At 67.9% G+C, this 22884-nt stretch carries 24 protein-coding genes and 1 pseudogene; 15 read left to right on the top strand and 10 right to left on the bottom strand.

Going from position 1 to position 22884, the window contains the following annotated elements; genetic code table 11:
• The 3 genes and pseudogenes from F3H32_RS16525 to F3H32_RS16510 all read right to left on the bottom strand — a co-directional run.
• Nucleotides 1-650, bottom strand: a pseudogene (locus F3H32_RS16525) (capsule biosynthesis protein); the annotation flags it as partial.
• A gap of 772 nt (nt 651-1422) precedes the next feature.
• Nucleotides 1423-2451, bottom strand: a complete 1029-nt coding sequence (locus tag F3H32_RS16515) for an FAD-dependent oxidoreductase (RefSeq protein ID WP_188128699.1) — start codon at nt 2449-2451, stop codon at nt 1423-1425.
• A gap of 113 nt (nt 2452-2564) precedes the next feature.
• A complete protein-coding gene (locus F3H32_RS16510; RefSeq protein WP_149766773.1) occupies nt 2565-3203 on the bottom strand; it encodes a DsbA family protein in 639 nt (212 codons plus the stop codon).
• Between the two features lie 156 nt (nt 3204-3359).
• On the opposite strand from F3H32_RS16510, the gene F3H32_RS16505 reads away from it, so the two are divergent.
• The 6 genes from F3H32_RS16505 (at nt 3360) to F3H32_RS16480 (ending at nt 10866) form a co-directional block, all read left to right on the top strand.
• Nucleotides 3360-4058 (top strand): L,D-transpeptidase, encoded by a 699-nt coding sequence (locus F3H32_RS16505; RefSeq protein ID WP_223191514.1) that lies wholly within the window; start codon nt 3360-3362, stop codon nt 4056-4058.
• 166 nt (nt 4059-4224) lie between these two features.
• Entirely contained in the window at nt 4225-5772 is a 1548-nt protein-coding gene (locus tag F3H32_RS16500; protein ID WP_149766771.1) for a cbb3-type cytochrome c oxidase subunit I, read from the top strand.
• The gene (locus F3H32_RS16495) at nt 5769-6389 is read left to right on the top strand and encodes a cbb3-type cytochrome c oxidase subunit II (protein WP_149766770.1); all 621 of its coding nucleotides are present in this window, start codon (nt 5769-5771) and stop codon (nt 6387-6389) included. Before F3H32_RS16500 ends, F3H32_RS16495 begins: the two co-directional genes overlap by 4 nt.
• Nucleotides 6386-7636 (top strand): c-type cytochrome, encoded by a 1251-nt coding sequence (locus F3H32_RS16490; RefSeq protein ID WP_188128698.1) that lies wholly within the window; start codon nt 6386-6388, stop codon nt 7634-7636. Before F3H32_RS16495 ends, F3H32_RS16490 begins: the two co-directional genes overlap by 4 nt.
• Entirely contained in the window at nt 7626-8672 is a 1047-nt protein-coding gene (locus tag F3H32_RS16485; protein WP_149766769.1) for a c-type cytochrome, read from the top strand. The genes F3H32_RS16490 and F3H32_RS16485 overlap by 11 nt, the downstream gene beginning before the upstream one ends.
• 10 nt (nt 8673-8682) lie before the next feature.
• Nucleotides 8683-10866, top strand: coding sequence for a heavy metal translocating P-type ATPase (locus F3H32_RS16480; protein ID WP_149766768.1), 2184 nt, complete (start codon nt 8683-8685; stop codon nt 10864-10866).
• A gap of 463 nt (nt 10867-11329) precedes the next feature.
• Here the strand turns inward: F3H32_RS16480 and F3H32_RS16470 are convergent, their stop codons facing one another.
• Nucleotides 11330-12421: a hypothetical protein gene (locus F3H32_RS16470; protein WP_149766767.1), complete on the bottom strand. Its 1092-nt coding sequence runs from the start codon at nt 12419-12421 to the stop codon at nt 11330-11332.
• 176 nt (nt 12422-12597) lie between these two features.
• On the opposite strand from F3H32_RS16470, the gene F3H32_RS16465 reads away from it, so the two are divergent.
• The 6 genes from F3H32_RS16465 to F3H32_RS16440 all read left to right on the top strand — a co-directional run bounded on the left by F3H32_RS16465 (nt 12598) and on the right by F3H32_RS16440 (nt 16419).
• The gene (locus tag F3H32_RS16465; protein WP_149766766.1) at nt 12598-13089 is read left to right on the top strand and encodes a hypothetical protein; all 492 of its coding nucleotides are present in this window, start codon (nt 12598-12600) and stop codon (nt 13087-13089) included.
• A 113-nt stretch (nt 13090-13202) separates the two neighbouring features.
• Complete coding sequence (locus F3H32_RS17980; protein ID WP_223191513.1) at nt 13203-13385, top strand: RNA polymerase sigma factor; 183 nt, start codon at nt 13203-13205, stop codon at nt 13383-13385.
• A 44-nt stretch (nt 13386-13429) separates the two neighbouring features.
• Nucleotides 13430-14143 (top strand): hypothetical protein, encoded by a 714-nt coding sequence (locus F3H32_RS16455; RefSeq protein WP_149766764.1) that lies wholly within the window; start codon nt 13430-13432, stop codon nt 14141-14143.
• 67 nt (nt 14144-14210) lie between these two features.
• A complete protein-coding gene (locus F3H32_RS16450; protein ID WP_149766763.1) occupies nt 14211-14597 on the top strand; it encodes a hypothetical protein in 387 nt (128 codons plus the stop codon).
• Nucleotides 14594-15559: a hypothetical protein gene (locus F3H32_RS16445; RefSeq protein WP_149766762.1), complete on the top strand. Its 966-nt coding sequence runs from the start codon at nt 14594-14596 to the stop codon at nt 15557-15559. The genes F3H32_RS16450 and F3H32_RS16445 overlap by 4 nt, the downstream gene beginning before the upstream one ends.
• Nucleotides 15556-16419, top strand: a complete 864-nt coding sequence (locus tag F3H32_RS16440) for a WD40 repeat domain-containing protein (RefSeq protein WP_149766761.1) — start codon at nt 15556-15558, stop codon at nt 16417-16419. Before F3H32_RS16445 ends, F3H32_RS16440 begins: the two co-directional genes overlap by 4 nt.
• 117 nt (nt 16420-16536) lie before the next feature.
• On the opposite strand, the gene F3H32_RS16435 is transcribed toward F3H32_RS16440, so the two are convergent.
• The 4 genes from F3H32_RS16435 to F3H32_RS16420 all read right to left on the bottom strand — a co-directional run bounded on the left by F3H32_RS16435 (nt 16537) and on the right by F3H32_RS16420 (nt 19466).
• Nucleotides 16537-16947 carry a hypothetical protein gene (locus tag F3H32_RS16435; RefSeq protein ID WP_149766760.1) on the bottom strand — a complete coding sequence of 137 codons (411 nt, stop codon included), beginning with the start codon at nt 16945-16947 and terminating at the stop codon, nt 16537-16539.
• A gap of 94 nt (nt 16948-17041) precedes the next feature.
• Nucleotides 17042-17641, bottom strand: coding sequence for a hypothetical protein (locus tag F3H32_RS16430; protein ID WP_149766759.1), 600 nt, complete (start codon nt 17639-17641; stop codon nt 17042-17044).
• Nucleotides 17642-17666: 25 nt separating this feature from the next.
• Nucleotides 17667-18188 (bottom strand): hypothetical protein, encoded by a 522-nt coding sequence (locus F3H32_RS16425; RefSeq protein ID WP_149766758.1) that lies wholly within the window; start codon nt 18186-18188, stop codon nt 17667-17669.
• 363 nt (nt 18189-18551) lie between these two features.
• Nucleotides 18552-19466 (bottom strand): MBL fold metallo-hydrolase, encoded by a 915-nt coding sequence (locus F3H32_RS16420; protein ID WP_149766757.1) that lies wholly within the window; start codon nt 19464-19466, stop codon nt 18552-18554.
• A gap of 404 nt (nt 19467-19870) precedes the next feature.
• Between F3H32_RS16420 and F3H32_RS16415 the strand changes: the two genes are divergently transcribed.
• A complete protein-coding gene (locus F3H32_RS16415; RefSeq protein WP_149766756.1) occupies nt 19871-20620 on the top strand; it encodes a phage minor head protein in 750 nt (249 codons plus the stop codon).
• A 6-nt stretch (nt 20621-20626) separates the two neighbouring features.
• Nucleotides 20627-21226, top strand: a complete 600-nt coding sequence (locus F3H32_RS16410) for a hypothetical protein (protein WP_149766755.1) — start codon at nt 20627-20629, stop codon at nt 21224-21226.
• Here F3H32_RS16410 and F3H32_RS17785 read toward each other — a convergent pair.
• Nucleotides 21210-21368, bottom strand: coding sequence for a hypothetical protein (locus F3H32_RS17785; protein ID WP_188128697.1), 159 nt, complete (start codon nt 21366-21368; stop codon nt 21210-21212). The two genes, F3H32_RS16410 and F3H32_RS17785, sit on opposite strands and share 17 nt — an antisense overlap.
• 21 nt (nt 21369-21389) lie before the next feature.
• Here F3H32_RS17785 and F3H32_RS16405 point away from each other — a divergent pair, with 21 nt between their 5' ends.
• On the top strand, nt 21390-22241 hold the full coding sequence (locus F3H32_RS16405; RefSeq protein ID WP_149766754.1) for a bacteriocin immunity protein: 852 nt from the start codon (nt 21390-21392) through the stop codon (nt 22239-22241).
• Here F3H32_RS16405 and F3H32_RS16400 read toward each other — a convergent pair.
• Nucleotides 22192-22686: a dihydrodipicolinate synthase family protein gene (locus F3H32_RS16400; protein ID WP_223191512.1), complete on the bottom strand. Its 495-nt coding sequence runs from the start codon at nt 22684-22686 to the stop codon at nt 22192-22194. The two genes, F3H32_RS16405 and F3H32_RS16400, sit on opposite strands and share 50 nt — an antisense overlap.
• Between the last annotated feature and the right edge of the window lie 198 nt (nt 22687-22884).

The following is a 22884-nucleotide window of genomic DNA, read 5'->3' as shown; positions in this document are numbered from 1 at the left end:
CTGTCGTAAAGCACCTTGACCTGGCGCTGCCAGTAATCGGTCAGGTCCTCGACATGGTCGTCCGGATCGAAGGCGAAGACGAAGTCATGCGGCCAGGCGCGCGAGAAGCGGGCGCGCAGGTCGAGCGTGGCGTCGATCCTTTCGACCATGTCCTGGCTGCGGATATATTCGTAAAGGATATCGGTATCGAGGGCGCTGCCGCCGCTTCCGGCCAGGGGCGCGAGCCCGCCCAAAAGGTCGATGGCGGGGGTGGATTCCTCTTTGCGCACCGAGAATCCGACGGTCGAGACATATTGGTCCTCGGCGCGCAGCCAGAGATAGGCGGCCCAAAGCAGGCTGGGCAGCAGCACGAGCAGGAGGAAGGATCCCAGGATCAGCCAATGCCGGGGCCTGGGCTCGGCGCGGCCGGCGGGTTGGCGCAGCGGCCGTGCCGGGACGGCGCCGGGCGGGGCGGGCGGCGGGTGCTGGGGTCCGGGCCGTGGCTGGCCGGGCGGCGGCATGGGGCGGACGGGAATGGGCTGCTGCTGGCCCTGCGGACGCAGCGCCGGCGGCTTGGCCTGGCCGGGACGGGGTTGGCCTTGACGGGGTTGGCCGGGCTGCGGGCCGGGGGTGCCTTGGGGCTGGGGCTGGCCGGGCTGCGCGCCGGGGATGCCTTGGCCGGGCTGCGGGCTGGGGGTGACTTGGCCGGGCCTGGGTTGACCAGGCTGTGCGCCGGATGCGCCTTGGGGCTGGGACTGGCCTGGGCGGGGCTGCTGGGCGGGCGGCTGCTGTCCTTGCCGGGCCCCCGCCGCGGCGGGGCTGGCCTCGGCCGGCCGGGGCGGCGCCGGTTCCGCAGCCTGCGACCGGCCGGTCTGCGGTCGGGCATCTTGCGGTCGGCCACCTTGCGGCCCCGGCGATTGGCCACCCTGCGGCTGGCCGGCCGGCTGGGCGCCCAGGCCCTGCCGGCCCTGGAACGGCCGCTGCGCGCCGCCTGGCGCCGGACTGGACGCCGGGCCTGGCGCGGCGCCTGGCGCTGCGGCGGTGCGGCCGGCAGCGGCGGCCAGGCCGGCCGGCGCCGGGGCCGCGCTGTCGGGCGAGGCCGCGGCCGGCCGCTTCGGGGGGCCGGCCTTGCCGCCGGCCGGGGTCGAGGGGATGCTCACGGGCAGCTGCGCTTTCGCTGGTTTACCTTCGCCCGCTCTTGTTACATATTGCCACCCCCACGCACCAGTGCCGCATGTCAAATGTCCGAGATCGAACAGGGCAGGACAGCATGGCGCAGTCAAGACGCACCGGATGCGCGGCCAACCGTCCGGCGCGCCAGTTCAAGTTCGTCGCCTCGATCCAAGAGATTGAAAGCCGACCGATGAGATTGGCGCTTGGCCCGCCCCGCCGGTTGCGCGGCTGATCGCCATGCCGCCAACCGCATAAGCGCGGCTTTGCGGGTCAGGGCGCGCTCGGGTCCCATGCATGTTGCGCAAGCGGCGACACTGCCGGGCCCGTCAGCACCTTGCCGCTTTCGTCGAAACGCGAGCCATGGCAGGGGCAATCCCAGGTCCGATCCGTCGCGTTCCACCCGACGATGCAGCCAAGATGCGTGCAAACCGCGGAAACCGCGCTTAGGCTGCCGTCCTGGTGTCGCGTGACGGCCAGTTGCTCCCCTTTTTTGCTCACGATGCCGCCTTCGCCTGGTCCGATATCCTCTACCTGCACGACCTTGCGCCGCAGCAGCCGGTCGCCGACCAGATGGGCGGCAATCTTGCTGTTCTCGGCGACAAAGGTTCCGCCACCGGCCAGCGGCCTGACACGGTTTGCGCGCAACAGGTCGGCGGCCGGATGCTCTGCCCCCAAGATCGTCGAGGCAATGATGTCCGCCGCGACCGCGCCCTGTGTCAGCCCCCAGGCTTCGAAACCGGTGGCGACCAGCAGATCGGGCTGCGACGCGGTCGCGGCGCCGACGAAGGCCACGCCGTCCATCGGCCTGAAATCCTCGTTGGTCCAAAGATGGCTAAGCGCCTGGATGCCAAAGCAATCCAGCAGCCAGGCCCGCAGATCGGCGATTGCGTCGCGCTGCTGTTCCGGGTCGCCTGGCTTGAACTCCTTTCCGGCCGCGATCAACCAATCCTGCCCGTCCGGCCTGGCAGTCCGGAAAGAGCGCGTCGGCGCGCCGGCGCTGATGAACATGCCTTCGGGCCGCAGGTTTCCCGGCAATGGCGCGGCGGCGACGGGGTGACCAAAAGGAAAGGATTTCGTGAAGAAGAAACCGTCGCTCACGATCGGTATCTGCGTGGCAAGAACGATCCGCCCATCGCCGCGGTCATCGCCATGGTGGCCGAAAGCCCGGCCAGGGCGCCAAATAGCAACCGCTGGGTCAATGAACCATCCTCCGCTGCGCCGCCGGTGGTTTGGGGTCTGTTCGCTTGTGCCGTCTGGATGTATGGCTGCATGCTGGACCTTCCGGATGAAGCTCTTCAACCGTCGGAATGTGCGGATGTTCCCGGCTTTTTTCCGCGGCTCCGGTCGTGCGGGGGCAGCCGGGAACCCGTTTCCTGGGGCCAAGACGCTTCCGTTTCGCTGACCGTGACGATCTACGCGCGGCGCACGTCGGCGATCATGGCGCGAAGGTCGTCCAGCGATTGCTTGCCGAAGGCGCCGAAATCGCCGGCGATGAAGGTGGGCGTCCCGGCCAGTCCCATCTTCTCGGCCAGGATCCATGAATGCTCGATCTGCCGGGCGATCTCGATGTCGTCCATGTCGCGGCGCAGGCGGTCCATCTCCAGCCCGGCGGCCTCGGCGATGCGAAGGGCGCTCTTGTCGTCCGCCTGACCCTCGATGCTCATCAAGCCTTCGTGGAACTGCCAGAACTTCCCCTGCCGCAGCGAGGCCAGCGAGGCGCGGGCGCAGTAAAGCGACCCCGCGCCGAATACCGGCCATTCCCTCAACACGATCCGCAGATTCGGATCCTCCGAGATCAGCTGGCGAATATCCGCAACCGATGCGCGGCAATAAGGGCAGTTATAGTCGAAAAACTCGGTCAGCGTGACGTCGCCCGAGGCATTGCCAAGGACTGCGCCAAGCTGTTCCTGCTCCAGCGCCTGGCGCAGGTCCGCGGGCATCGGATTGTCCTGCGCCGAAGCCGGGATGGCGCTGGTTGCCAGGACGCCTGCGGCAATGCCGGCCTGCATGAAACGCCGACGATCGGGGGTGGGTGTTGTTCTGTCAGCCATGAGCCTGTCCTTTTGGGTTCTGCCGCGCAGCGATATGCGCCGCGACTTAACCCAGCCTTAAGGCGCCGGCCCCAGCCATCCCTTAAGCTGCGCTTAAGCTTGCTCGGCCATCTGCGGGGCGCGGGCACCCAGCCCATGATGACTGGAGCATGAGACATGGACCAACCTTGCCATAGACCGCCGCGGCCGCGCAAATCTACGGCTGCTTGCGATGGTGCAGCCAGCAGGCGCGCTTTCCTGGGCGGGTTGCTGGCCGGCGGTCTGGTGCTGCCGCGGATCGCCGCGGCGCAGGCCGTCGATCCCACGACCGGCCAGGCCGTCTATGGCGCCTCGACCGCGGGCCAGGCTCCCGACCTGGGCGTCTATCAGATCGACCCGGCGCAGGACGCGCGGCGCAATATATCGTCCTTCACGAACCGCCATTGGCGCGAGTTCTATCCGACGCTGGGCAAGGGCGTGATCCTGGCGGATGTCGCGTCGCGCGCCCTTCATTTCTGGTCGGGGGACGAAAGCACCTATCTGGTTTTCCCCTCTTCCATTCCGGCCTCGGAAGAGCTGACCCGGCGCGGCCGGACCGAGGTCGTGCGCAAGGCAGAGCGCCCGTCCTGGACCCCGACCCCCAATATGCGGGAACGCGACCCGACCCTGCCGCAGCGAGTCGAAGGCGGGGCTGTCGACAACCCCTTGGGCGTCTATGCGCTTTACCTGTCCTGGCCCGCCTACCTGATCCACGGCACTCACGACACGCGCAAGATCGGCCGCAAGTCCTCTAGCGGGTGCTACGGGCTTTACAACGAACATATCGCCCGTCTTTACCCGCTGGTCGAGGTGGGAACGCAGGTGACGATCTTTTGACGGCGGCGTGGGCCGGGCGATGCCTGTCCGCGCATTCGCCCTTGCCATCTTAAGCCTGCCTTAAGGTTGGTCGCCGATAGGGACCCGACGCAGCGGATTCGCGAGAATCCGGGCAAGGCCGTTTCCGGCCCCGCACCGATTCATAGGCACGCACGGGAGATAAGCCATGCCGATCACGATGGGCCTTTTGCTGGCCCTGAGCTTTGTCGTTTCGCTTCTGGCGCTGGCCTTTCTCATCTGGGCCATCGCCACGAGGCAGTTCGCGCTGGACCGCGCCCATGCCGCGACGGTCTTCGGCAAGGGCGGCGCGGACGGGCCGGATACGGACGGCACCCACCTGTTCGACACCACCGGCATCGACAAGGTTTCCGCCCGGCCGGTGCGGCTGTTGATCCTGGGCGCGATCTTCTGGCTGGTGCTGGGGTCGGTCTTCGGGGTCATCGCCTCGCTGAAGCTGCATTGGCCCGACTGGCTGAACATGGCGGCACCGCTGACCTTTGGGCGGATGCGGGCGCTGCACCTGAACCTGGTCGCCTATGGCTGGCTGTCGCAGATCGGCATCGCCTGCATGTTCTGGATCCTGCCGCGCATCTTCCGCACGCCGCTGCGCGCGCCGCATCTGCCGGTGATCGGCTTCTGGCTGTGGAATATCGCCGTGACGCTTGGCGCGCTGGCCTTTGCCCGCGGCTGGACCGATGGCGAGGAATGGCTGGAGTTTCCCTGGCAGCTCGACATGCTGCTGGTGCTGGCGGGCGTCTTTTTCGTGGTGCCGCTGGTCAAGACCGCGCGGGCGCGCGAGGTGGACCATATCTATGTCACCGGCTGGTATTACCTGGCGGCGATGGTCTGGTTCCCGGCGCTGTTCTTCATCGCCAACCTGCCCGGCATCCATTACGGGGTCGAAGAGGCGACGGTGAACTGGTGGTTTGCCCATAACGTCCTGGGCCTGTGGCTGACGCCGCTTGGCGTGGGCGCGGCCTATTACTTCATCCCCAAGATCATCGGCAAGCCGATCTATTCCTATTCGCTGTCGCTGATCGGCTTCTGGGGGCTGGCGCTGTTTTACAGCCAGGTGGGCATCCACCACCTGATCGGCGGGCCGGTCCCGACCTGGGTGGTCACGCTGTCGGTGGTGCATTCGGTGATGATGTTCATCCCGGTGATCGCCGTGGCGATCAACCAGCACGTGACCGTGGCGCGCAACCTGTGGGCGTTCAAGGAATCGCTGCCGCTGCGCTTCATCTCCTTTGGCGCGGTGATGTATACGCTGGCGTCGTTCCAGGGCTCGATCGAGGCGCTGCGCTCGGTCAACTCGATCACCCACTTCACCCATTACACGGTCGGCCACGCGCATCTGGGCGCCTATGCCTTCGTGTCCATCGTGATGTTCGGCGCGGCCTATCACATCATGCCGCGCATGATGGGACGCGAGTTCGCCCATCCCGGCCTGATCCGGCTGCATTTCTGGCTGGTGGTGCTGGGCTTTGCGATCTATTTCTTCGCGCTGACCATCGGCGGCACGTTGCAGGGGCTGGCGATGCTGGACGCCACGCGCAGCTTTGCCGAAAGCGTGATCCTGACCAAGCCCTATCTTGAGGCGCGCTCGGTCGGCGGCACGATGATGACGCTGGGCCATATCCTGTTCGCAATCAACATCCTCGGCATCCTGCGCAAGCCGCGCGCGGTTGCCCAAAGCGCGGTGGCCGCAGAATGAACCGCTATCTTCCCCTTGTCCTGATTGCCCTGGGCATCCTGGCCTTTGCGACCCTGATGCTGGTCATCGCCCCCGGCGTCCAGATTGCGCAGCATGCCGTCCCCAAGGGGCTGAACCCCTATTCCGAACAGGAAAGCCGCGGGCGCGAGCAATATGTCAGCCTTGGCTGCGTCTATTGCCACAGCCAGCAGCCGCGTTCGCCCGACCAGGCACCGGATGTCGAGCGGGGCTGGGGCCGTCCCTCGGTCGCGGGCGATTACGTCTTCGACCAGCCGCATCAGCTTGGCACGATGCGCACCGGGCCGGACCTGCTGAACGTCGGCGTGCGGCTGCCTTCGGAAAGCTGGCACCTGACCCATCTTTATCAGCCGCGGGCGATCTTCGGCTGGTCGATCATGCCAGCCTATCCCTACCTGTTCGAGGAAAAGGCGGAAGCCGGCCCCGAAGATACGGTCGTCGTCCTGCCCAAAGGCTTCGGCCCCGAAAGCGGCGTTGTCGTCGCCCGGCAGGCGGCGCTGGACCTGACCGCCTATCTGCTGGCGCTGGACCGGACCTATCCGGTGCCCGAGGACGCGCTGCGCGACGACGGCTATGCCGACAGGGAGAGCGGATCGTGACCAGGATCAACAAGCAAAAGCCCGGCAAGATCGTGAAGCCGGGCGAGGATTTCGAGCCGTGGGAAAGCCACAACCCCGTGCCATTGCCGGTGATCTGGATCGCGGTGGCCCTGGGCATCTGGGGCACGGCGCTGCTGCTTCAGGAACAGGACAGCAAGGTCGTCGCGCAAGCGGAACGCGAGGCCGGAGAGGCCGCCGCGCATGACGCGGCCGAGGGTGGTGCTGCGCTGTTTCTGGCCAATTGCTCGACCTGCCACCAGCCGAACGGCGCGGGCGTCAGGCTGGCGGTTCCCCCCTTGCAGGATTCCGAATTTGCCAAGGCCGGGCCGGGCGTCGTGGCGCAGATCCTGCTGCGCGGCATCGACGGGCCGATCCGGGTCAAGGGCTTTACCTATGACGGCCATATGCCCAGTTTCGCCGAGGCGCTGGATGATGCCGAGGTGGCGCAGCTTGCCTCTTACGTGGGCGCGCGCTTCGGAGGGGGCGAGACGGTGCTGGCCCCGGCCGAGGTCGCGCAATTGCGCATGACCCATTCGGGCAGCGGCAGTTGGCAGGGCGGCGCGGAACTGGCCAGCCTGGTGGCGGATCTGCCCCCGCAGCCGCCGATGCCGGCCACGGCCGAGGCGGGGCTGGACCCGGCCATTTCCGACCTGATCTTCGCCGGCAAGGGCGATGTCTGGTCCTGTGCAAGCTGCCATGGTGGCCTGGGCCAGGGGGCCGAGAACACGCCGCGCCTGGCCGGGCTGTCGCAGGGCTATATCACCAAGCAATTGCACGACTTCCGCCAGGGCGAACGGCACAACGAGCATATGAGCTTCGTGGCCAAGGGGCTGGACGATGCCGAGATCGACGGGTTGGCCGCCTATTATGCCGGCCTGCGCGTGGATTCGACCGCGCAGCCCGCGCTTGGCGGCGATCTGGCGCGGGGCGAACAGATCGCGCTGCAAGGCGATTGGGGCCTTGGCGTGCCGGCCTGTTTCAGTTGCCACGGGCCGTCGGGCTTTGGCGTCGGGGCCGAGTTCCCGGCCTTGGCGGCGCAGCAGCCCGCCTATGTCGCCAGCCAGTTGGCCGCATGGGCCGGCGGGCATCGCAACAATTCGCCGCTGGGGCTGATGGACCGGATCTCCGAGGCGCTGCCCGAGGCGGACCGCCGCGCGGTTTCGGATTACCTGGCGTCGCTTCCGGCGGTTCCGGCGCCCGAGCCGCAGGCAATGGCAAGGATCGAAGGAGGCGAAGATGAGCTCTGAACATCACGACGATGCGGGGCAGGGCCGCAGCGCGAAACGGCTGATCTTCGCGGCGGGCGGCGGCCTGGCGCTGGTCGCTATCGGCGCGCTGATGCTGGAGGCGGGCTGGGTGCCGGGCTGGATCAGCGGGCGCGCCCCTGCCCCCGATGTGGCGGAAAGCGCGTATTTCCAGCCGCCCTCCGAGGCCGAGATCCCCGACGGTCCCTTTGGCGAGGCGGTCAAGCGCGGGCGCGACATCTTCATGAACACCTCGACCAATGCCGGGGATTATGTCGGCAACGGGCTGACCTGCGCGAACTGCCACCTGGACGGCGGCCGCCAGCCGATGTCGGCGCCGATGTGGGCCGCCTACGGGCGCTATCCGATGTATCGGGCCAAGAACGACCAGATCAACACCATGGAAGACCGGGTGATGGGCTGTTTCACCTTTTCGATGAACGCCCAGCATTCGGTGGCCGGCGGCCCGCCGCCGCATGGCAGCGACATCTATCGCGACCTGGAAAGCTATTTCTACTGGCTTGCCACCGGCGCGCCGACCAATGTGCTGATGGAGGGCAGCGGCTTTGGCAAGGTCGCCAAGACCGAGCTGGGCTATTCGCCCGAACGCGGCGAGCAGGTCTTTGCCGCCAACTGCGCCGTCTGCCACGGCCCGGACGGGCAGGGCCAGACCGACGCCAATGGCCGCATCGTCTTCCCGCCGCTTTGGGGTCCGAACAGCTATAACTGGGGCGCGGGCATGGCGCGGATCGACACCGCCGCCGCCTTCGTCAAGAACAACATGCCCCTGTCCCAGCCCGGCAAGCTGACGGACCAGGAGGCATGGGACGTGGCTGCCTATATCGACAGCCACGAACGTCCCAAGGATGCGCGGCAGGGCGAGATGACCGTCGAGCAGACCCGGCAGCGTTTCCACGACGGCGACGAAACCTATTACGGGCAACAGGTGAACGGGGCCCTGCTGGGTGTCGGCACCCCCGGTCCCGAACGGCCCGTGGGGGCGCCGGAACTGCCGATCGGCCCCACCCCGCTGGAATGATGGCGCGGAAATGACGCGGCAACTGTTCGGCATCGAGGGCCTGGCCTGCGCGGGCTGCGCGCGCGGGCTGGAGGGGCGGCTGAAGGCGCTGCCCGGCGTGCAGGCGGCCGGGGTGCATTACCTGACCGCCTCGGCGCTGATCGACTGGGACGAAAGCCGCGCCAGCCGCCAGGACCTGGCGGCGGCGGTTGCCAAGGCGGGCTACCGGATGGCATCCCGCCACCGCCCCGAACAGATTTCCGCCGCCATGGGGCGCCAGTTGCAGCGCCTGGGGGTCCGCCTTGCGGTGGCCGTCTTTGCCGGCATGTGGTCCATGGTGCCGGCGCTGGTGATCTATTTCACCACGCTCGATCCCGGCGTGGCCTGGTGGCTGGCGCTGGCCTCGGGCGTTTTCGCGCTGCCGGTGGTGTTCTGGGCCGGGTCGGGCATCCTTTGGATGGCCTGGCGCTCGGTCCTGCTGCGCGCGCCAGGGATGGATCTGCTGATCGGGCTTGGGGCGCTTGCGGCCTGTGCGGCATCGCTTTGGTCGCTGATGCAGGGCCGGGCCGAGGTCTGGTTCGACACCGCGACCATGCTGGTCACGCTGCTGCTGTTCGGGCGGCTGGTCGATACCGCGACGCGGCGCAGTGCCGTCGACGCCCTGCGCGCAATGGAGGAGGCCGCGCCTGAAACCGCGCTGGTCGAAACCGGGGCGGGCTGGCAGGAACGGCCCTGTGCCGCCATCCCGGTGGGTGCGCGCATCGCCGTCGATGCCGGCGCGCCGGTCAGCATGGACGGGGTGGTGCTGTCGGGCGAAAGCCAGGTCAGCCGCGCCGTCCTGACCGGCGAATCCGCATTGGCCGCGGTCGGACCGGGCGACCGGATCGAGGCGGGGGCGCTGAACCTTGGCCGCCGCCTGGTGCTGGGGGTGGAACGCGCCCATGGCGACCGCGAGATCGACCGCATGGGCGGCGCCATCGCGCTGGAGATCGCCCGGCGCGGCACGCAACCGACCGCCCCGGATCGCTGGGCGGCGCGCCTGTCCCTGGCCATCCCGGCGCTGGCGGCATTGACCGCGCTGCTGTCCCTTGCCTTTGGGCTGTCGGGCGAGGCGGCATTGATGCGCGGGCTGACGCTTCTGGTCGCGGCCTGCCCCTGCGCCCTGTCCCTGGCCCTGCCGCTGGTGCAGATGCGGGCGGCGCAGGCCGGTGCCGCGCGGGGGATGCGGCTGCGCGATCCCGACGCCTTCGCGGCGCTTGCCCATCTGGGCAGCATCGTCTTTGACAAGACCGGGACATTGACCACCGGCCACCCGCAGGTGGCGGAACTGCGTCCGGCGCCCGGCTTCGACGAAGACAGGCTTCTGGAACTGGCCGCGCGAGCCGAAACCGGCATCAGCCATCCCATCGCCCGCGCCATCGTCGCCGCGCATGGCGCCGAGGCCGGGTCGGGCGGCCGGCGCCTGCCCCGAGGCGCCGAGGCCGAAGACGAGGCCGGTCGCATCATCGAGATCGGCTCTGCCGGCCAGCCGGACGATCGGGGGCGCACATGGCTGGCCGTCCGCCGGGACGGGCGCGAGGTGGGGCGGATCGCGCTGGCCGACACGCTGCGCCCCGAGGCGCCGGGCATTCTTGACGGGCTGCGGGCTGCGGGGATCCCGCTGCACATGGCGACCGGCGACGGCGCGCCGGCGGCGATGGCCCTGGCGCGGCGGCTGGGCCTGCCGGCGGATGCCGTGTCGCATGACTGCACCCCGGCGGAAAAGGCGGAATTGCTGCGCCGCTTGCCGCGTCCGATCGCCTTCGTCGGCGACGGGGTGAATGACGGGCCTGCCCTTGCCGCGGCCGATTGCGGCATATCGGTCGCCCAGGCGCATTCGGCGGCGGCGCAGACCGCGGCGGTGGTCGTGACCCGTGGCGGGCTGACGCGGGTGGCCGAGGCCATCGCCCTGTCGCGCCGCATGGGCCGGATCGCGCGGCAGAACCTGGTGCTGGCGCTGGTCTATAACGCGCTGATGCTGCCCGCAGCGGCTTTCGGGATGATCGGTCCCGCCATGGCGGCCGCGGCGATGCTGGCAAGCTCTGTCTCGGTGGTGCTGAACAGCCAGCGGCTGACCGACCGGCCCGCCGGCCGTCCGACGGGCCCGGTTTCGGACCCTGGGCGGGACCTTTTTCGCCCGCGCAATGAAGCCGCAGGAATCGAGGGATCGCGGTGACACCTAGAATATTGGCCTTTCTGCCCTTCATGGTGCTGGCAGCCTGCGGCGCACCGGAAACGAAGTTCCGCAGCTATGACGGCCCCACCGTCACCGGGATCGTCGTCAACAAGGGCGAGCGGCGGATGTATCTGATGAATGGCGCTGGTCCTGCTGGGCATCGGCTGGAACCTGGGCTTCATCGGCGCCTCGGCCATGGTGCTGGACACCCACCGCCCCAAGGAAAAGGCGCGGGTCCAGTCGCTGAATGATTTCGTCGTGTTCTGGCTGGGGCGACGGGCAAGCGGCGCAGCAAGGCCGCAAGATGACCCGCGCCCCTTGATGGGGCATCGGATCTTCGGCACCGTGCAGCGGAGAGGGGTATTTCCGCTGACCGAACGCGCATGGCCCCGGACGTCGTGGTTCCGGCCGGATATGCAACCTGTAGGGGACGGAAGATCAGCGCGGCCATCACGGCCGGCCGTCACTGGCCGATGCGCAGCGGCGGCAGGTTCCCCGACATCAACGCAAAGACCGCCTGCGCAAAGGGCCCCTTGGGCTCGTCAGTGCCGGCGGCGCGCAGGACCGCGGCGCAGCCCGACGGGGTTTCGACATGGCCTGCCTTGGCCGCGCCCGCGGGGGGCGGGTCCATGGTCTGCCACAGGGCCGCAGCTCGTGCAGCCGCCGCCTGGGCCGTCGGGCAATCCGCATAGGCAAGGGCGAGGATCAGCGCCGGGCCGTCCGTCGCCTCCAGATCGGCCAGTGCCGCGCCTTGCCATGGGGGCAGGCCGCCGTTTGCCTTGGCGGCGGCGCGCTCCAGGGCCTCGCGCGCCTCGTCCGGGGTCTTGCCGACAAGGATCGCTGGGTCGATGCCGCCCAGCCCGTGATACGGCCCCAGGAACGCGGCTTGCAGCACCGCGCCCTGCTGCGCCTCCAGCGCCGCCAGCAGGGTCTGCCCGGCGGGGGTTTCCAGCGCCGGGGCCGAGGCGCCCTTGACCGGCGCCAGCGCCGCGCGATCGCCGGCCTGCAACAGCGTCGGACCCGACCGCGCCACGACCGAGGCCTGGCCCAGTTGCCCGCGCCAGGGGTTGGCCGGGTCGCGGGCGCCGATATCCGTCACGTTCGGTTCCCCATTCGCAAGCATCCCCGGCAGCAGCCCGAGGCGGGAAAATCCCTGCGCCGAAAGGCCGGAATAGGCGGCGGCGGCCGCGTCGTCATCCGCGAAACCCCAGATCGAGACCGCGGCGGGCAGCCGTCCCAGCCCGGCCACGAAGCTTAGCGCGGCGCTGTCGATCCCGGCCTTGGCGGCGAAGTCCTGGGGGGTGGCAAGGGCCATCGCCTCGATCGGGCGGATGCCGCCGCCCAGGGTGGCGCGGGTCAGCGCCTCGGGTCCCAACACGCCGCCGTGCCGGGCTGCCAGGGCCGACAGGTCAAGATAGCGCGCGACATCGGGGCTCGCGGCTGAAAACACCGTGTCGGGCAGCACCGACAGGGCGGCGCGCAGATTGGCGCCATCAGCATGGGCGCTGCCTGCGGCAAGGGCAAGGGCTAGCACGGCGGCACGTTTCATGGTCATCTCCCCTTCCATGGACCCCGGCTTTGGCATCGTTGCCGCTTGCCGGGGTTCCGCGTCATTTCCCCTTGTGACGCGCGCGGGCGGCGCAACCTTGGCGGCGACCAAGCTTTTCCGCCCGCGGGCCGTCCCATGTCGAAGGCACACTGGCCAAGGAGCGCGATCTGACCCGTATCTGCTTGATCCTGGCCCTGATGCTGCCGGGGGCTGCCGCTGGGCAGGATCTGCCTCGCCCCCGCAGCCCCGTTGCCGTCGCCGCCGCGTTCCTGCCGCGGGTCCAGGCGACGCTGGACCGGCTGGACGTCGCGGCCGAGGCGCTGGAGATCCGCGCCAACCGTTGTTCATCGCCCGGCGGCGACCGCGACGATATCTTCCACATCTGGATCGGGATGCGTGGCACCACCGCGGCGCCGGCCGGACCGCAGCTTAGGCGGCTGCACGCGGAATGGCGGGCAGCCGGCTGGACCCTCACCCGGATGCGGCAACTGCGCAACGGCGGCGTCAACCTGGCCGCGCGGGAACCGGGGACCGGCAATGGCTACGCCTTCGATTCCGGTTTTGCTGCCGGGCCGCAGCATGTCGCGGGGTTCTTTGACACGCCCTGTTTCCGCAACCCCGACGGCCCCGTCCGCTTCGGCAGGCTGCGCCCGGAACTGGGCGCTCGGCAATGATCCGCCTGCCACCTCGGCCTGCCGCGGCATTCACCGCTTTGCCCGGCGGCGCTTCTGTGGTCTTGTCCGGTTGTCACGGAAACGAGAGCGGGCCCCCGGATCAGGAGGAGGCTTTGCGCGTCGCCGACATTTGGCGGGCAGTGCGCGCGCTGCCCGACAAGCAGCGCGATGCGGTGATGCTGCTCCATGCCGAGGGGCTAAGCCAGGCCCAGGCCGCGCAGGTCATGGGCTGCAAGGAGGTTACCGTCGCCTGGCATATCCACAAGGCGCGCAAGACGCTGCGGGGGGTGCTGTGACAAGCCCGCGGTCCGATCCCCTTGACCTGCTGCGCCGGATCCCCGTGCCCGAACCGGACCCGGCGCGGATGCAGGCCACCATCACGGCCGCGCGGGCGCGCTTTGCCGATCCGGCACCAGCGCCCCCGCCCGCACCGCGCCGCCTTGGGTGGCGGATCTGGCTGGCCCCTGCGGCGGGGGCGCTTGCGGCGCTGGCCGTGGTGGCGTTGCTGATGCCGCAACCCGATGCGCCGCAACTGGCCGACGGCGCCCCTTCGGCCGAGGGACGCGGCCTTGCGCGCGAACCCGTCACGGCGCCCGACCGGCTGGCCGAGCCGCCGCCGGTCCGGGACGGCGCATCCGAACCTGGCGCGCCGCCGGGCCGGGTCATGGGCGCCCGCCCGCCGCAGGCAATGCCGCCGCCCGACGACGCGCTGCCCGCCATCGCGCAGCGCCATGATTTCGACGGGTTCCAGGTCGCCGTGCGTGCGGGCGGCGACAGCGTCACCCTGTCCTTCCTGCGCGACGGGGCCGAACTGGCGTTCGACCGCCGCAGTCTTGATCCCGGCGTAGGGTTCGCGCTGCTGGACGCGTTCCTGCTGGCGCCCCCGGACGAGCCGGAACTGCTGCTGGTGCAAAGCCGTGTCGGGACGGCGGTGAACTGGGACGTGTTCACGGTCAGGCCGGACGGCATCCGCCTGTCGGCCGAACTGTCGCGGCGGGTCCATGACGCGCCCGACCGCGCCGCCGTGGCGGGCCGGCTGGCCGCCCCCGAATAAAGCGCCCAAGGTCCGGGCGGCGCCCCGCGTCCCATGGGGGAACGATGATTTCGGGAAAGGAACCGCCATGTTCCGCAGCATCCTTGCCGCCGCGCTGCTTCTGTCGGGCTCTGCCGTGCAGGCGCTGCCGGTCGAGGCTTTGCCGGTCCCGGCCGCGGGCGAGCAGTTCTGGGGCCTGGGCACCACGGGAATATATTGCGTCAAGGCACCCTGCCCGTGGCGCGGGGTGTTTCGCATCTACCCCGACGGGACCCGCGACCGCCCGCGGTCCGGCCACGACATGCCCGCGCCGCCGCCCTTGCGGGCCGGCAACGCCGACCGCGCCCGGATCGAGGACGCCTTTGCCGGTGGCGGCTGCGTGGTGGCCGAGGGGCATTTCGACGGCGACACGCTGGTGGTCCTGCGCATCGCGGGGGAATGCCGCCACTGGTTCCCCGAACGGCCCGCGGAATGAAACGCGCGCTGCTGCTGGTGGTGGTGCTGCTGGGTGCCGTGGGTGCGGGCTTTGCCCTGTCCGGTCCCTGCGGCTGGGCCGGGCGGGTCGCGGGCGGTGGCGGCTGCGTGGCGACCTTTGCCCTGCGCGACCTGGTGGTGACCGGCGACACGCTGGCAACCGATGCGCAGGGCCGGCTGGTCGTCGGTGGCATCGACTATCGCCCCGGACGCCGCCGCGACCGATTGCAGGCGCAGATGGTGGTGGCGACGCTCGACCCCGCCACGGGGGCCGAGATCGCCCGCGCCGACCTGGGGATGCAGGGCCGCCCCGAACAGTTGCGCCTGTCGCCCGACGGCACGGCGATGGCTGTCAGTTGCAACGCGCTTTACACCTGCGACCTGCCGGGCGGCAGCCAGCCGCGCGAAACCCGCGTGATGCTGTTTGACCGCGACGGCGAACGGCACTGGTCCGGCGGGATCGCGCATCGCGACGCACCCCCGGATGCCGATGGCCGCGCCTTTGATCTGGGGTTTTCCCCTTTGGGCAACTTGGTCTTTGCGCATGTCGCCTTTGACGCGGCCTCGGGCCAGGTGGTCCTGACCCGGCAGCAGCCGCTGCCCGACCCGAACGCCCGCCTGCCCGCAGGGACCGAGATCCGGCTGGGCGACACGGCGCTGGCGCTGGATCTGCCCGGCGGGTTCATCCCCTTCCTGCGGCTGGACAGCGCCCGCTCGGCGGATGGGGACCGGATCGCCATCCTTGCCCGCCGCTTTTCGGGGCCGGGCAAGGTCCGGGCCGCGATCCGCATCTATGACATCGCCAGCGGACGGCTGCTGGCTGCGCATGACATCGCCCGCGAGCTTGCTCCGGCGATCCTGTGGCATCCGCAGCGCGATGCGGTGATCGTGGCGCTGGCCGGAAAGCCCGCGGCCAGCGCCGACAGTGCGTTGCGGCTTTATGCAGCGGGGGCAGGGGAATGAGACTAGGCCGGGCGGTGGCCGCGCTGGCGCTGGTCGGGGCGGCGGGGTTCGCGGGGTGGCACGGGTCGCGGACCTGCGGCTGGATCGACCGTGCGCTGGGACGCTCGGGTTGCCTTGGCACCGCCGTGTTCCAGGGTGTGGCGCCGTCGCGCAACAGCACGGCGCAAGCCCTGGGCGACGGCCGCGTGGTGATGGCGGTCGAGATGCGGACCGCCGACGGCTGGCGTCCGGGGCTGCTGGTTTTTGACCCCGAAACCGGCGCGGAAGGCGGGCGTTACCCGCTGCCCTTGCGCGGCGGGGTGGCGCGGCTGTTCCTGTCGCCTGACGGAACCCGGCTGCTGATCGCCTGCGGCGTGATCCGGCAATCCTGCACGGAAACCGGCGGCGATGCGGTCGTCACCCAACGCGACGACCTGCGCGTGTTTGCCGATGTCGCGGTGCAGGGCCGCTCTCTGACCGCCTATCCCGGCACGCCCACGCCGCCCGAGGCATACGGGTTCGAGGCCGTCTTTGCCGCCCAGGGCAGCCGCATCCTGGCCGGCGGCAGCACGAGGTCGCTGGTCCTGCTGGACGCCGGCGGCACAAGGATCGCGGAACTGGCCAAGCGCGACATGTCGGCCTTTCCGGCCGCGGTCTCGGCCAGCGGCCGCATCGCACGCGGGGGGTCCGACGCCTCGGACCGGGGCGGCGACCGCCTGCGGTTCTGGGACATCCGCGACGGGGCCGAGCTGGGCCGGATCGAGGGCAGCGCCGGCTGGCGGCTGCGCGCCGCGCCCTTCTGGTCGGATGACGGTGCCATGCTGTTCGTCCCCCGTGTGCAGCGCGGCGCGATGCTGCTGGACCGATTCCGCGCGCCCTGAGCGTCCGGCCGCCGATTGCCCGGCAGGCTATTTCTCGTCGCGTCAACAGATGCGGCCGCCGATGATCGGGTTGTCGGGCGCAAGCCGCGCATCCCGCCGCTTCGGCGTTTCGTCGGGCTATTGCCCGGAATATTTCGCCCGCATCTTCCGGCCGGTCTCGATGCCCAGCCGCCGGGATTCTTCGGCCAGCCAGCGGTCGGCCGAAGGCTTGCCGTCGCGTTCGACCCGCATCCGATAGCGGGGGGCAAGCTGGCGCTTGTGCTCTTCCATGATCCTTGCGCCCTCGGCCCGCGCGCGGGCTTCGGCCTGGGGGGACATCTTGCCGGATTTGGGCTTGGATGCGGGGGACTTGCCGGTGCCGCCCGGACTGGCGTTCTGTTGTTGGTGCAGCCGCAGGTTGTGTTCCCGCATCGTATCCAGATGGATGCCCAGATAATCCTGCGCCAAAGCCGGGCCGGCGGTGGCCATGGCGCCCAGCAGGATCAGCGCGAAACCGGACCTTCCAGTCTTGTTTCCAAGTATCGTCATAAGCAGGGGCCTTTCATTCGGCGCCGCAAGCAGGGCGGGTTGGAACATTCGTTGCCACCGGCGCGGCAGCAGGGCCAGCGGGCGGCGCGCATCTTCAGTTCCCCGGTTGCGGCAAAGCCGCATTGGCCAGCGCTTCCATCTGCGCCGGGCGCAGCGTGGGCAGCCCCTGGAGGAACATCTTGGCGGCCTCGTTTCCATAAGCACGGTGGCTGACGCCGAACAGCATCACCCCAGGGCCGCCCGCCGCATCGTCCAACGGCGCATAGCGGTAGGCGTTCCATTCGACGATATATTCGCCCGCCTCGTCCTTGCTGCTGACGATGAAATCCAGCAGCGCCTCGCCCGTGGCCTCGTTCTGGACGATGTCCATGTTGACCAGCGGGTCGGTGGCCTTGCGCTGGGTCAGCGTCTCGGCCTGCGCCCGCAGCGCATCCATCACCCCGATGCCGCCCGTCACCGTTTCCACCAGCAGCATCCGGCTGTAGCGGTCCGGGGTTTCATCCGGCGGCAGGTATTCCTGCTTGATGTAATTGTCCGCCGGGCGCGAGGACCAAGCCAGCGCATAGCTGTCGCCCGCCAGCGAAATCGGGCCGGGCAGGCCCAGGTGATCCGTCGTCTGCGCCTGCACGGGCGCCAGCCAGAGCGCGGCGGCCAGCGCGGCGGCCATGCGTCGCAGCAATGTGGGAATGGTCATGAAGGTTTCTCCTTGCAGCTTTGGGTCAGCGGTTTTCCAGCCCGTTGGCGGTGCGGTCGCGGCGGATCTGGTCGCGGCTGGCGTCGACCTTGAAGATCAGCCGGTCCAGCCCGCCCCGCACCTCGGCCAGTTCGGCCGCATGCCGGGTCTTGGAGGTGACGTGGTTTTCGTTCGCCGCGTCCCAGTCCAGCGCCCAACGCATCGCCGCCATCCATTCGTCGGGGTCGCCGGCGATATATTCGTTCACCGGCCGGCCCACCTGTTCCGACAGCGCCGCAAACAGGATGCGGTCGTCGGCCTGCGCCTTGGGCACGGCCAGCAGGAAGCGATAGCGCAACTGGCCGGCATACATCCAGTTCGCCGCCTCTGGCCCCTTGCCCTCGGCCAGCAGCCGGCTGGCGAGGACGTAAAGCGCAGAAGGGTGAAGCGATCCCGCCTGCTCAACGATCTGCGCCGAGGGCATGGTGTCGATGGCCGATCCTTGCTGTGCATGGCCCGCGGACAGCAACCCGCAGGACAGCAGCAGCGCGGCGACAAGGGTTTTCATGGCTCGGTTTCCCACCTCGTTCCCCCTTGTAACGCGCAAGCGGCCCGAAAGCTTGGGCGGCGCGGGGAAAAATTCCTGCGGCGGGCGGTAGGCGTGGGAATCCTTGCCGAAACCGGCTGCCCGGCGCGCTGGAATGGCCGGCCGTGGCACGACCGGGATGAGCGTCATGCAATGGGTGAACGCGCAGCGCGTGGCGGCGCGGCAATTATCGGAAACCGCGGACATGCCGATGTCGCGATGCGGGCCGGTTTCGGCAGCCCCTGCGATGGGCCAGTGCCCGAGCCATGCGGCGATTGCGTCACCAACGGGGCGTGGTCGCGGCCGGGCGCCAGCCGGTATTGCAGGTTTGGCGCCCGGCTCGGCTTAACGTTCCTGCACCCAGACCGCGCCTTCGGCGGTGCGCTCGATCCTGCCGAACCCCGGGGGCGGCATGTGATAGACCGCAACCCGCAACTGCTCTGCGATGACCCGGTCGATCATCCGCCGGCGCGTCGATGCGGCTAGGGCGGGGTCGTGTTCGGTTCCCCAGCGCCAGTCGGGGTAAAGCACCGTCAGCGGGTCCGACAGCACGTCGCCGGTCAAGAGCAAGGGATCTCCGCCCAGATGCAACAGGAAGCTGCAATGTCCGGGCGTGTGGCCCGGCGTGGCGAACGCCTCGATCCCCGGCAGCGGCTCGGTCCCATCTTCGAAGAAACTGGTCCGGTCGGCGATACGGGGCAACCGCGACTGGGCGCCGATGGCGAAATTCTGCAAGTTGTCCGGCATGGTGGCCAGTGCATCGGGGCCGGTCCAGAAATCATATTCCCGGCGCGACAGGTGATAGCGCGCGTTCGCAAAGGTCAGCTCGTCAAAGTCGTCCGTCACGCCCCACAGGTGATCCGGGTGGCAATGGGTGAAAATGATGTCCGTGATCTCGTCCGCCGCGACCCCCGCCGCTTCAAGCGAGGCGGTCAGATGGCCGGTGCTGTCCATGAAGGCCGGACCGGCACCGGCGTCGAAAAGAATGGTCCGGTCGCCATGCCGCAGCAGGGGAACGGTGCAGGGCATCAGGATCGGCTGGGCCAGATCGGTCGTGCCAAGCGCGGCGGCAAGCTGGTCCGGCGGCGCATCCGGAAAGAAGAAGCCGGTATCAAGCACAAGATGGCCGTCGCTGCACATTTCGGGCGGCGAAACCGCGGCTGACGCTGCCAACGGGGCGACTGCACCCGCAAGCGCCGTTCCCCCCAGGAATTGCAGGACGCAGCGCCGCCCGAAGCGGATCGAGTGGCCCCCGCTCATCGCCGGCAGCTTTCAGGCAAGAACGTCCTTTTCATTGCTTCTCCTCCTTCGGCAGGTGGGCTTTGCCCGATGGCGTCCCGCTCTCCTCGTGCGGGTCGGCTATCGGGTGAAGCCTAGCGCCGGCCGGCCGGCGGCGGCGATAGGCGAAAGCGACATATTGCGGGCCGGAAGCGACAGCATCGCCGATGCGTCCGGCATGTGCCACAGCGGAAAACATGCACGAAAAGAAGATCACGCATCATGAAGGCACATCCGAAGCCCCCTGCCGCCGCTATGTGGGGATGCTGCTGGAAAGGGAGTCCGCTTGCGAGATGGAATCGTCCAGCCGCCAATAACCAGCAGCCGCTCGGTAACCAAGGATTAACGTTTCTCCTGAATGCTCTCCTGCAAGCGGCGAGGGCAGGATGCATCACGATTTCAAAGATTCTCTCCGTAACGGCGGGAACGGCGAATATATCATTCATCAGGGCAACGGCCCGGCTTACGGAAGCAGCCTTTCGGTGAGATCGCAGTTTCCGGGCGATGATCGTCTGCGGCAAGCCTTTCGTCAGCGCCTGGAAACTGTCGCGGCCGAGAATGCGCGGATGATCCTGTCGGCATTGGCGCCGCCCGATACCGTGCCGCTTCATTCCGAATCCGACCTGCTGCCCGCCACCGATCTGATCGAGCAGGTGTTGCAGGTTCGGGATGATCGCCTGGCCGATATTCATGCCCGCTATCGGAGCCACCCGCAGCGCATCCGGTCCTTGCGCGCCAATATGGAGGACCGGACGGCGCTGGCCTTTGCCGGGCTGATCAACCAGCTTCGCCAGGAAGACCTGGGGATCGAGCGCTATGTCTGGGTCACGCAGGGCGATCACAAGGTGCGTTCCGCCCATGCCGCGCTGAACGGCAAGGTGTTCGGCTGGGATCACCCGTCCGAAGAGGGCCATCGGGCCAGGCGCCGAATTGCCGCTGCCGCGCCGTGCCGGTGCCGAAGGATGCTTCGGGCGCCATTCTGGCCGATTTCACCCTGCCGGTCGATGGCATCGGCGCGCTGCCCGAGGCGAGCTTGCGCGCGGCCTTGCAGCGCCTGGGATGGATTCACCGGAAGCGATGGTCGAAGAAGTCGAACGCTACCGCCGCGAGAACGGGCTGCCCGGCTTCAAGGATAGCGATTTATGATCGCGGTCACGTCCTGCGGTATAGCCGCCCGGCCCGCCGCTGCTTCCGTCAGCTGGGAGCGGGCGGAGGGTAGGGTCAACCACATGTACACGATTGGGAAGAGGGAAAACGCGAACCCGGGCGTCCTCCTCGCGATGAGGAAGGCTTTTCAAGAGGGGGACGACGAGAAGATGGTCAAATCCATCCAGAAGATTGGGGAATTGATCTTCAATGAAGATAGTAGGTTTTCAGACCTAGAGTTTAATGCCGTAGAGCATGACATACCTTCCAACTCCTTGATTTTATCGGTAGTGTATGATCCGGCGGATAACGCTAAATTTGTCAGGATGAACAATATCTACGCATTAAATATAAGCAAATTTGGATTGCAGAATGTTATTTCCCACGTCGAGTTTTTTCGCGGGGATGGGCGTATTGCTAGATCTTTCTTGAAAGTTGCCGAAGCGGACGGCTTTCACATGTCACGGCAGGAGCTCCCAGAGGGAGGGGAGTTTTTTGTTGGCATTTTTGTTCCCGCAAACGGGGCAACAATTTACATTATTTGTGATGAAGTCGAGAAGGTTTCAGATTCCGGCGTGGCTACCTATCGTATATAGAGGGTAACCTATCCCAGAACTGACCGACGGTGAGCGCCGCCTGGCCGAACTGCCCGGCTTCACCGCCGAGCAGCGGGACGCGTTCATCCTGGCCGATCCGGTGCTGAGCGACGGCCTGCCCGCCCATACGGGTCATGCGCATGAAGGGGATCCGGTCTGACATGTGATCTCGACGCCGATCACCGAGGAAGAATACGCCCAGATCCTGGCCCGCGCCCGCAACGAGCCGGGCGTAGCCTCTGGCGCGGGCAAGCAGGTCGGGACGGACTGGCTGTCCGAAGGGATTCGTAATGGGGTCATGCCGGTTCCGGCGTCGGTGGCGGAGAAGCTCGAAGGACGGCGGTTCGGCAGTTTTGACAGCTACCCGCGGGCGTTCTGGAAGGCGGTGGCGGCGGAACCGGAACTGTTGGGGCAGTTTGATGAGTTTGCACAGGATCGCATCAGGAATGGCCTCGCACCTAGCGCACCCTACGGCGACAGCGCCGGTTTACGAGACCGGTGGGAAATGGACCATATCGAACCTTTGTGGCGAGACGGAAAACTGTATGATTCCGAAAACCTACAGCTCATGACGCCCAAATCTCACATCGAAAAATCACGTGAAGACATGAATGATTATCAGATGATTGATTGCATGAAAGTGAAATCGATATCGGAGCTGACGCGAAAGGAGTTTTTGGACTTTGTGATACTTCTTGGAAAAACACCCGGAAAAACGGAAGCCGAAGATAGCCGCTGGATACGCAAGTTTTGTGAACTTGCACAGCATCGAAAAGGCTGGGATATCCTGTTTTACCCAGAGCCTGGGAAAAACTCCCGAAGCGATGGTCGAAGAAGTCGAACGCTACCGCCGCGAAAACGGCCTTCCAGGCTTCAAGGACAGCGATTTCTGACGGTGATTGCGTTCGGCGGCACGCCCCCAGGCCTGATCACCGAGGCCGGGCTACATCCGTTTTCAGCAGCATTCACGCATAGCGGGCGTAGGGGATTGCGCTGGCCGATTCCAGCAGACTGACAAAGCGCCTCAGCGGCAGGTGCGCGTCGAACAGATCATGGGCCGCGTCCCGTTCGCCCGCTGCCTGGAGGCGGTAGAGATCGACGAGCATGTCGGGAAAGGCATAGCCGGTCATCGAACCGTTCGTCCCCCGCCAGTATTCCAGATCGAGAAACATTCCGCCATTCGCAGTCAGGATCGAGAAGGGGCGAAGCGTTCCTTCGGCCTGAAGCCGCCTTAGCGCCGAAATCTTTTCAAGGCCGGGCCAATCCTCGGCCTTGAGCATCACGCAGGAGGGGTGGGCCTCCATGATCGCCGCGATGATCGGAACCGAAAGCTGGCAGGTCAGGGCGAGCGGATAGTCCTGCAATACCCAGGGCGTGGTTTCGCCGATCGCCTCGACGGCATTGGCGAACCAGACCAGGATCTGCTCGTCGGTGCGCAGATGCTGGGCCGGTCCCATCATGACGCCTGCCGCGCCGGTGGTCTATGCGAAAAGCGGCGAATATACTAAGCAACAAGCTTGGGGATTTGGCGCCCGACCAGTCGTGGGGTATCGTTGGTTGCGAGCCCCCGCAACCATCGTTTCCGACTCGACTGATTTACCAGCCCTCGCCAAGCGCGGGGGCTTTGTCGTATCCGCCTCCGAAAGCGCCAGAATCCC

The organism is Paracoccus thiocyanatus, assembly GCF_900156255.1.
Lineage (GTDB): Bacteria > Pseudomonadota > Alphaproteobacteria > Rhodobacterales > Rhodobacteraceae > Paracoccus > Paracoccus thiocyanatus.
The sequence above is the reverse complement of the archived record's forward strand: the minus strand, read 5'-3'. Positions and strand labels throughout refer to the sequence as shown.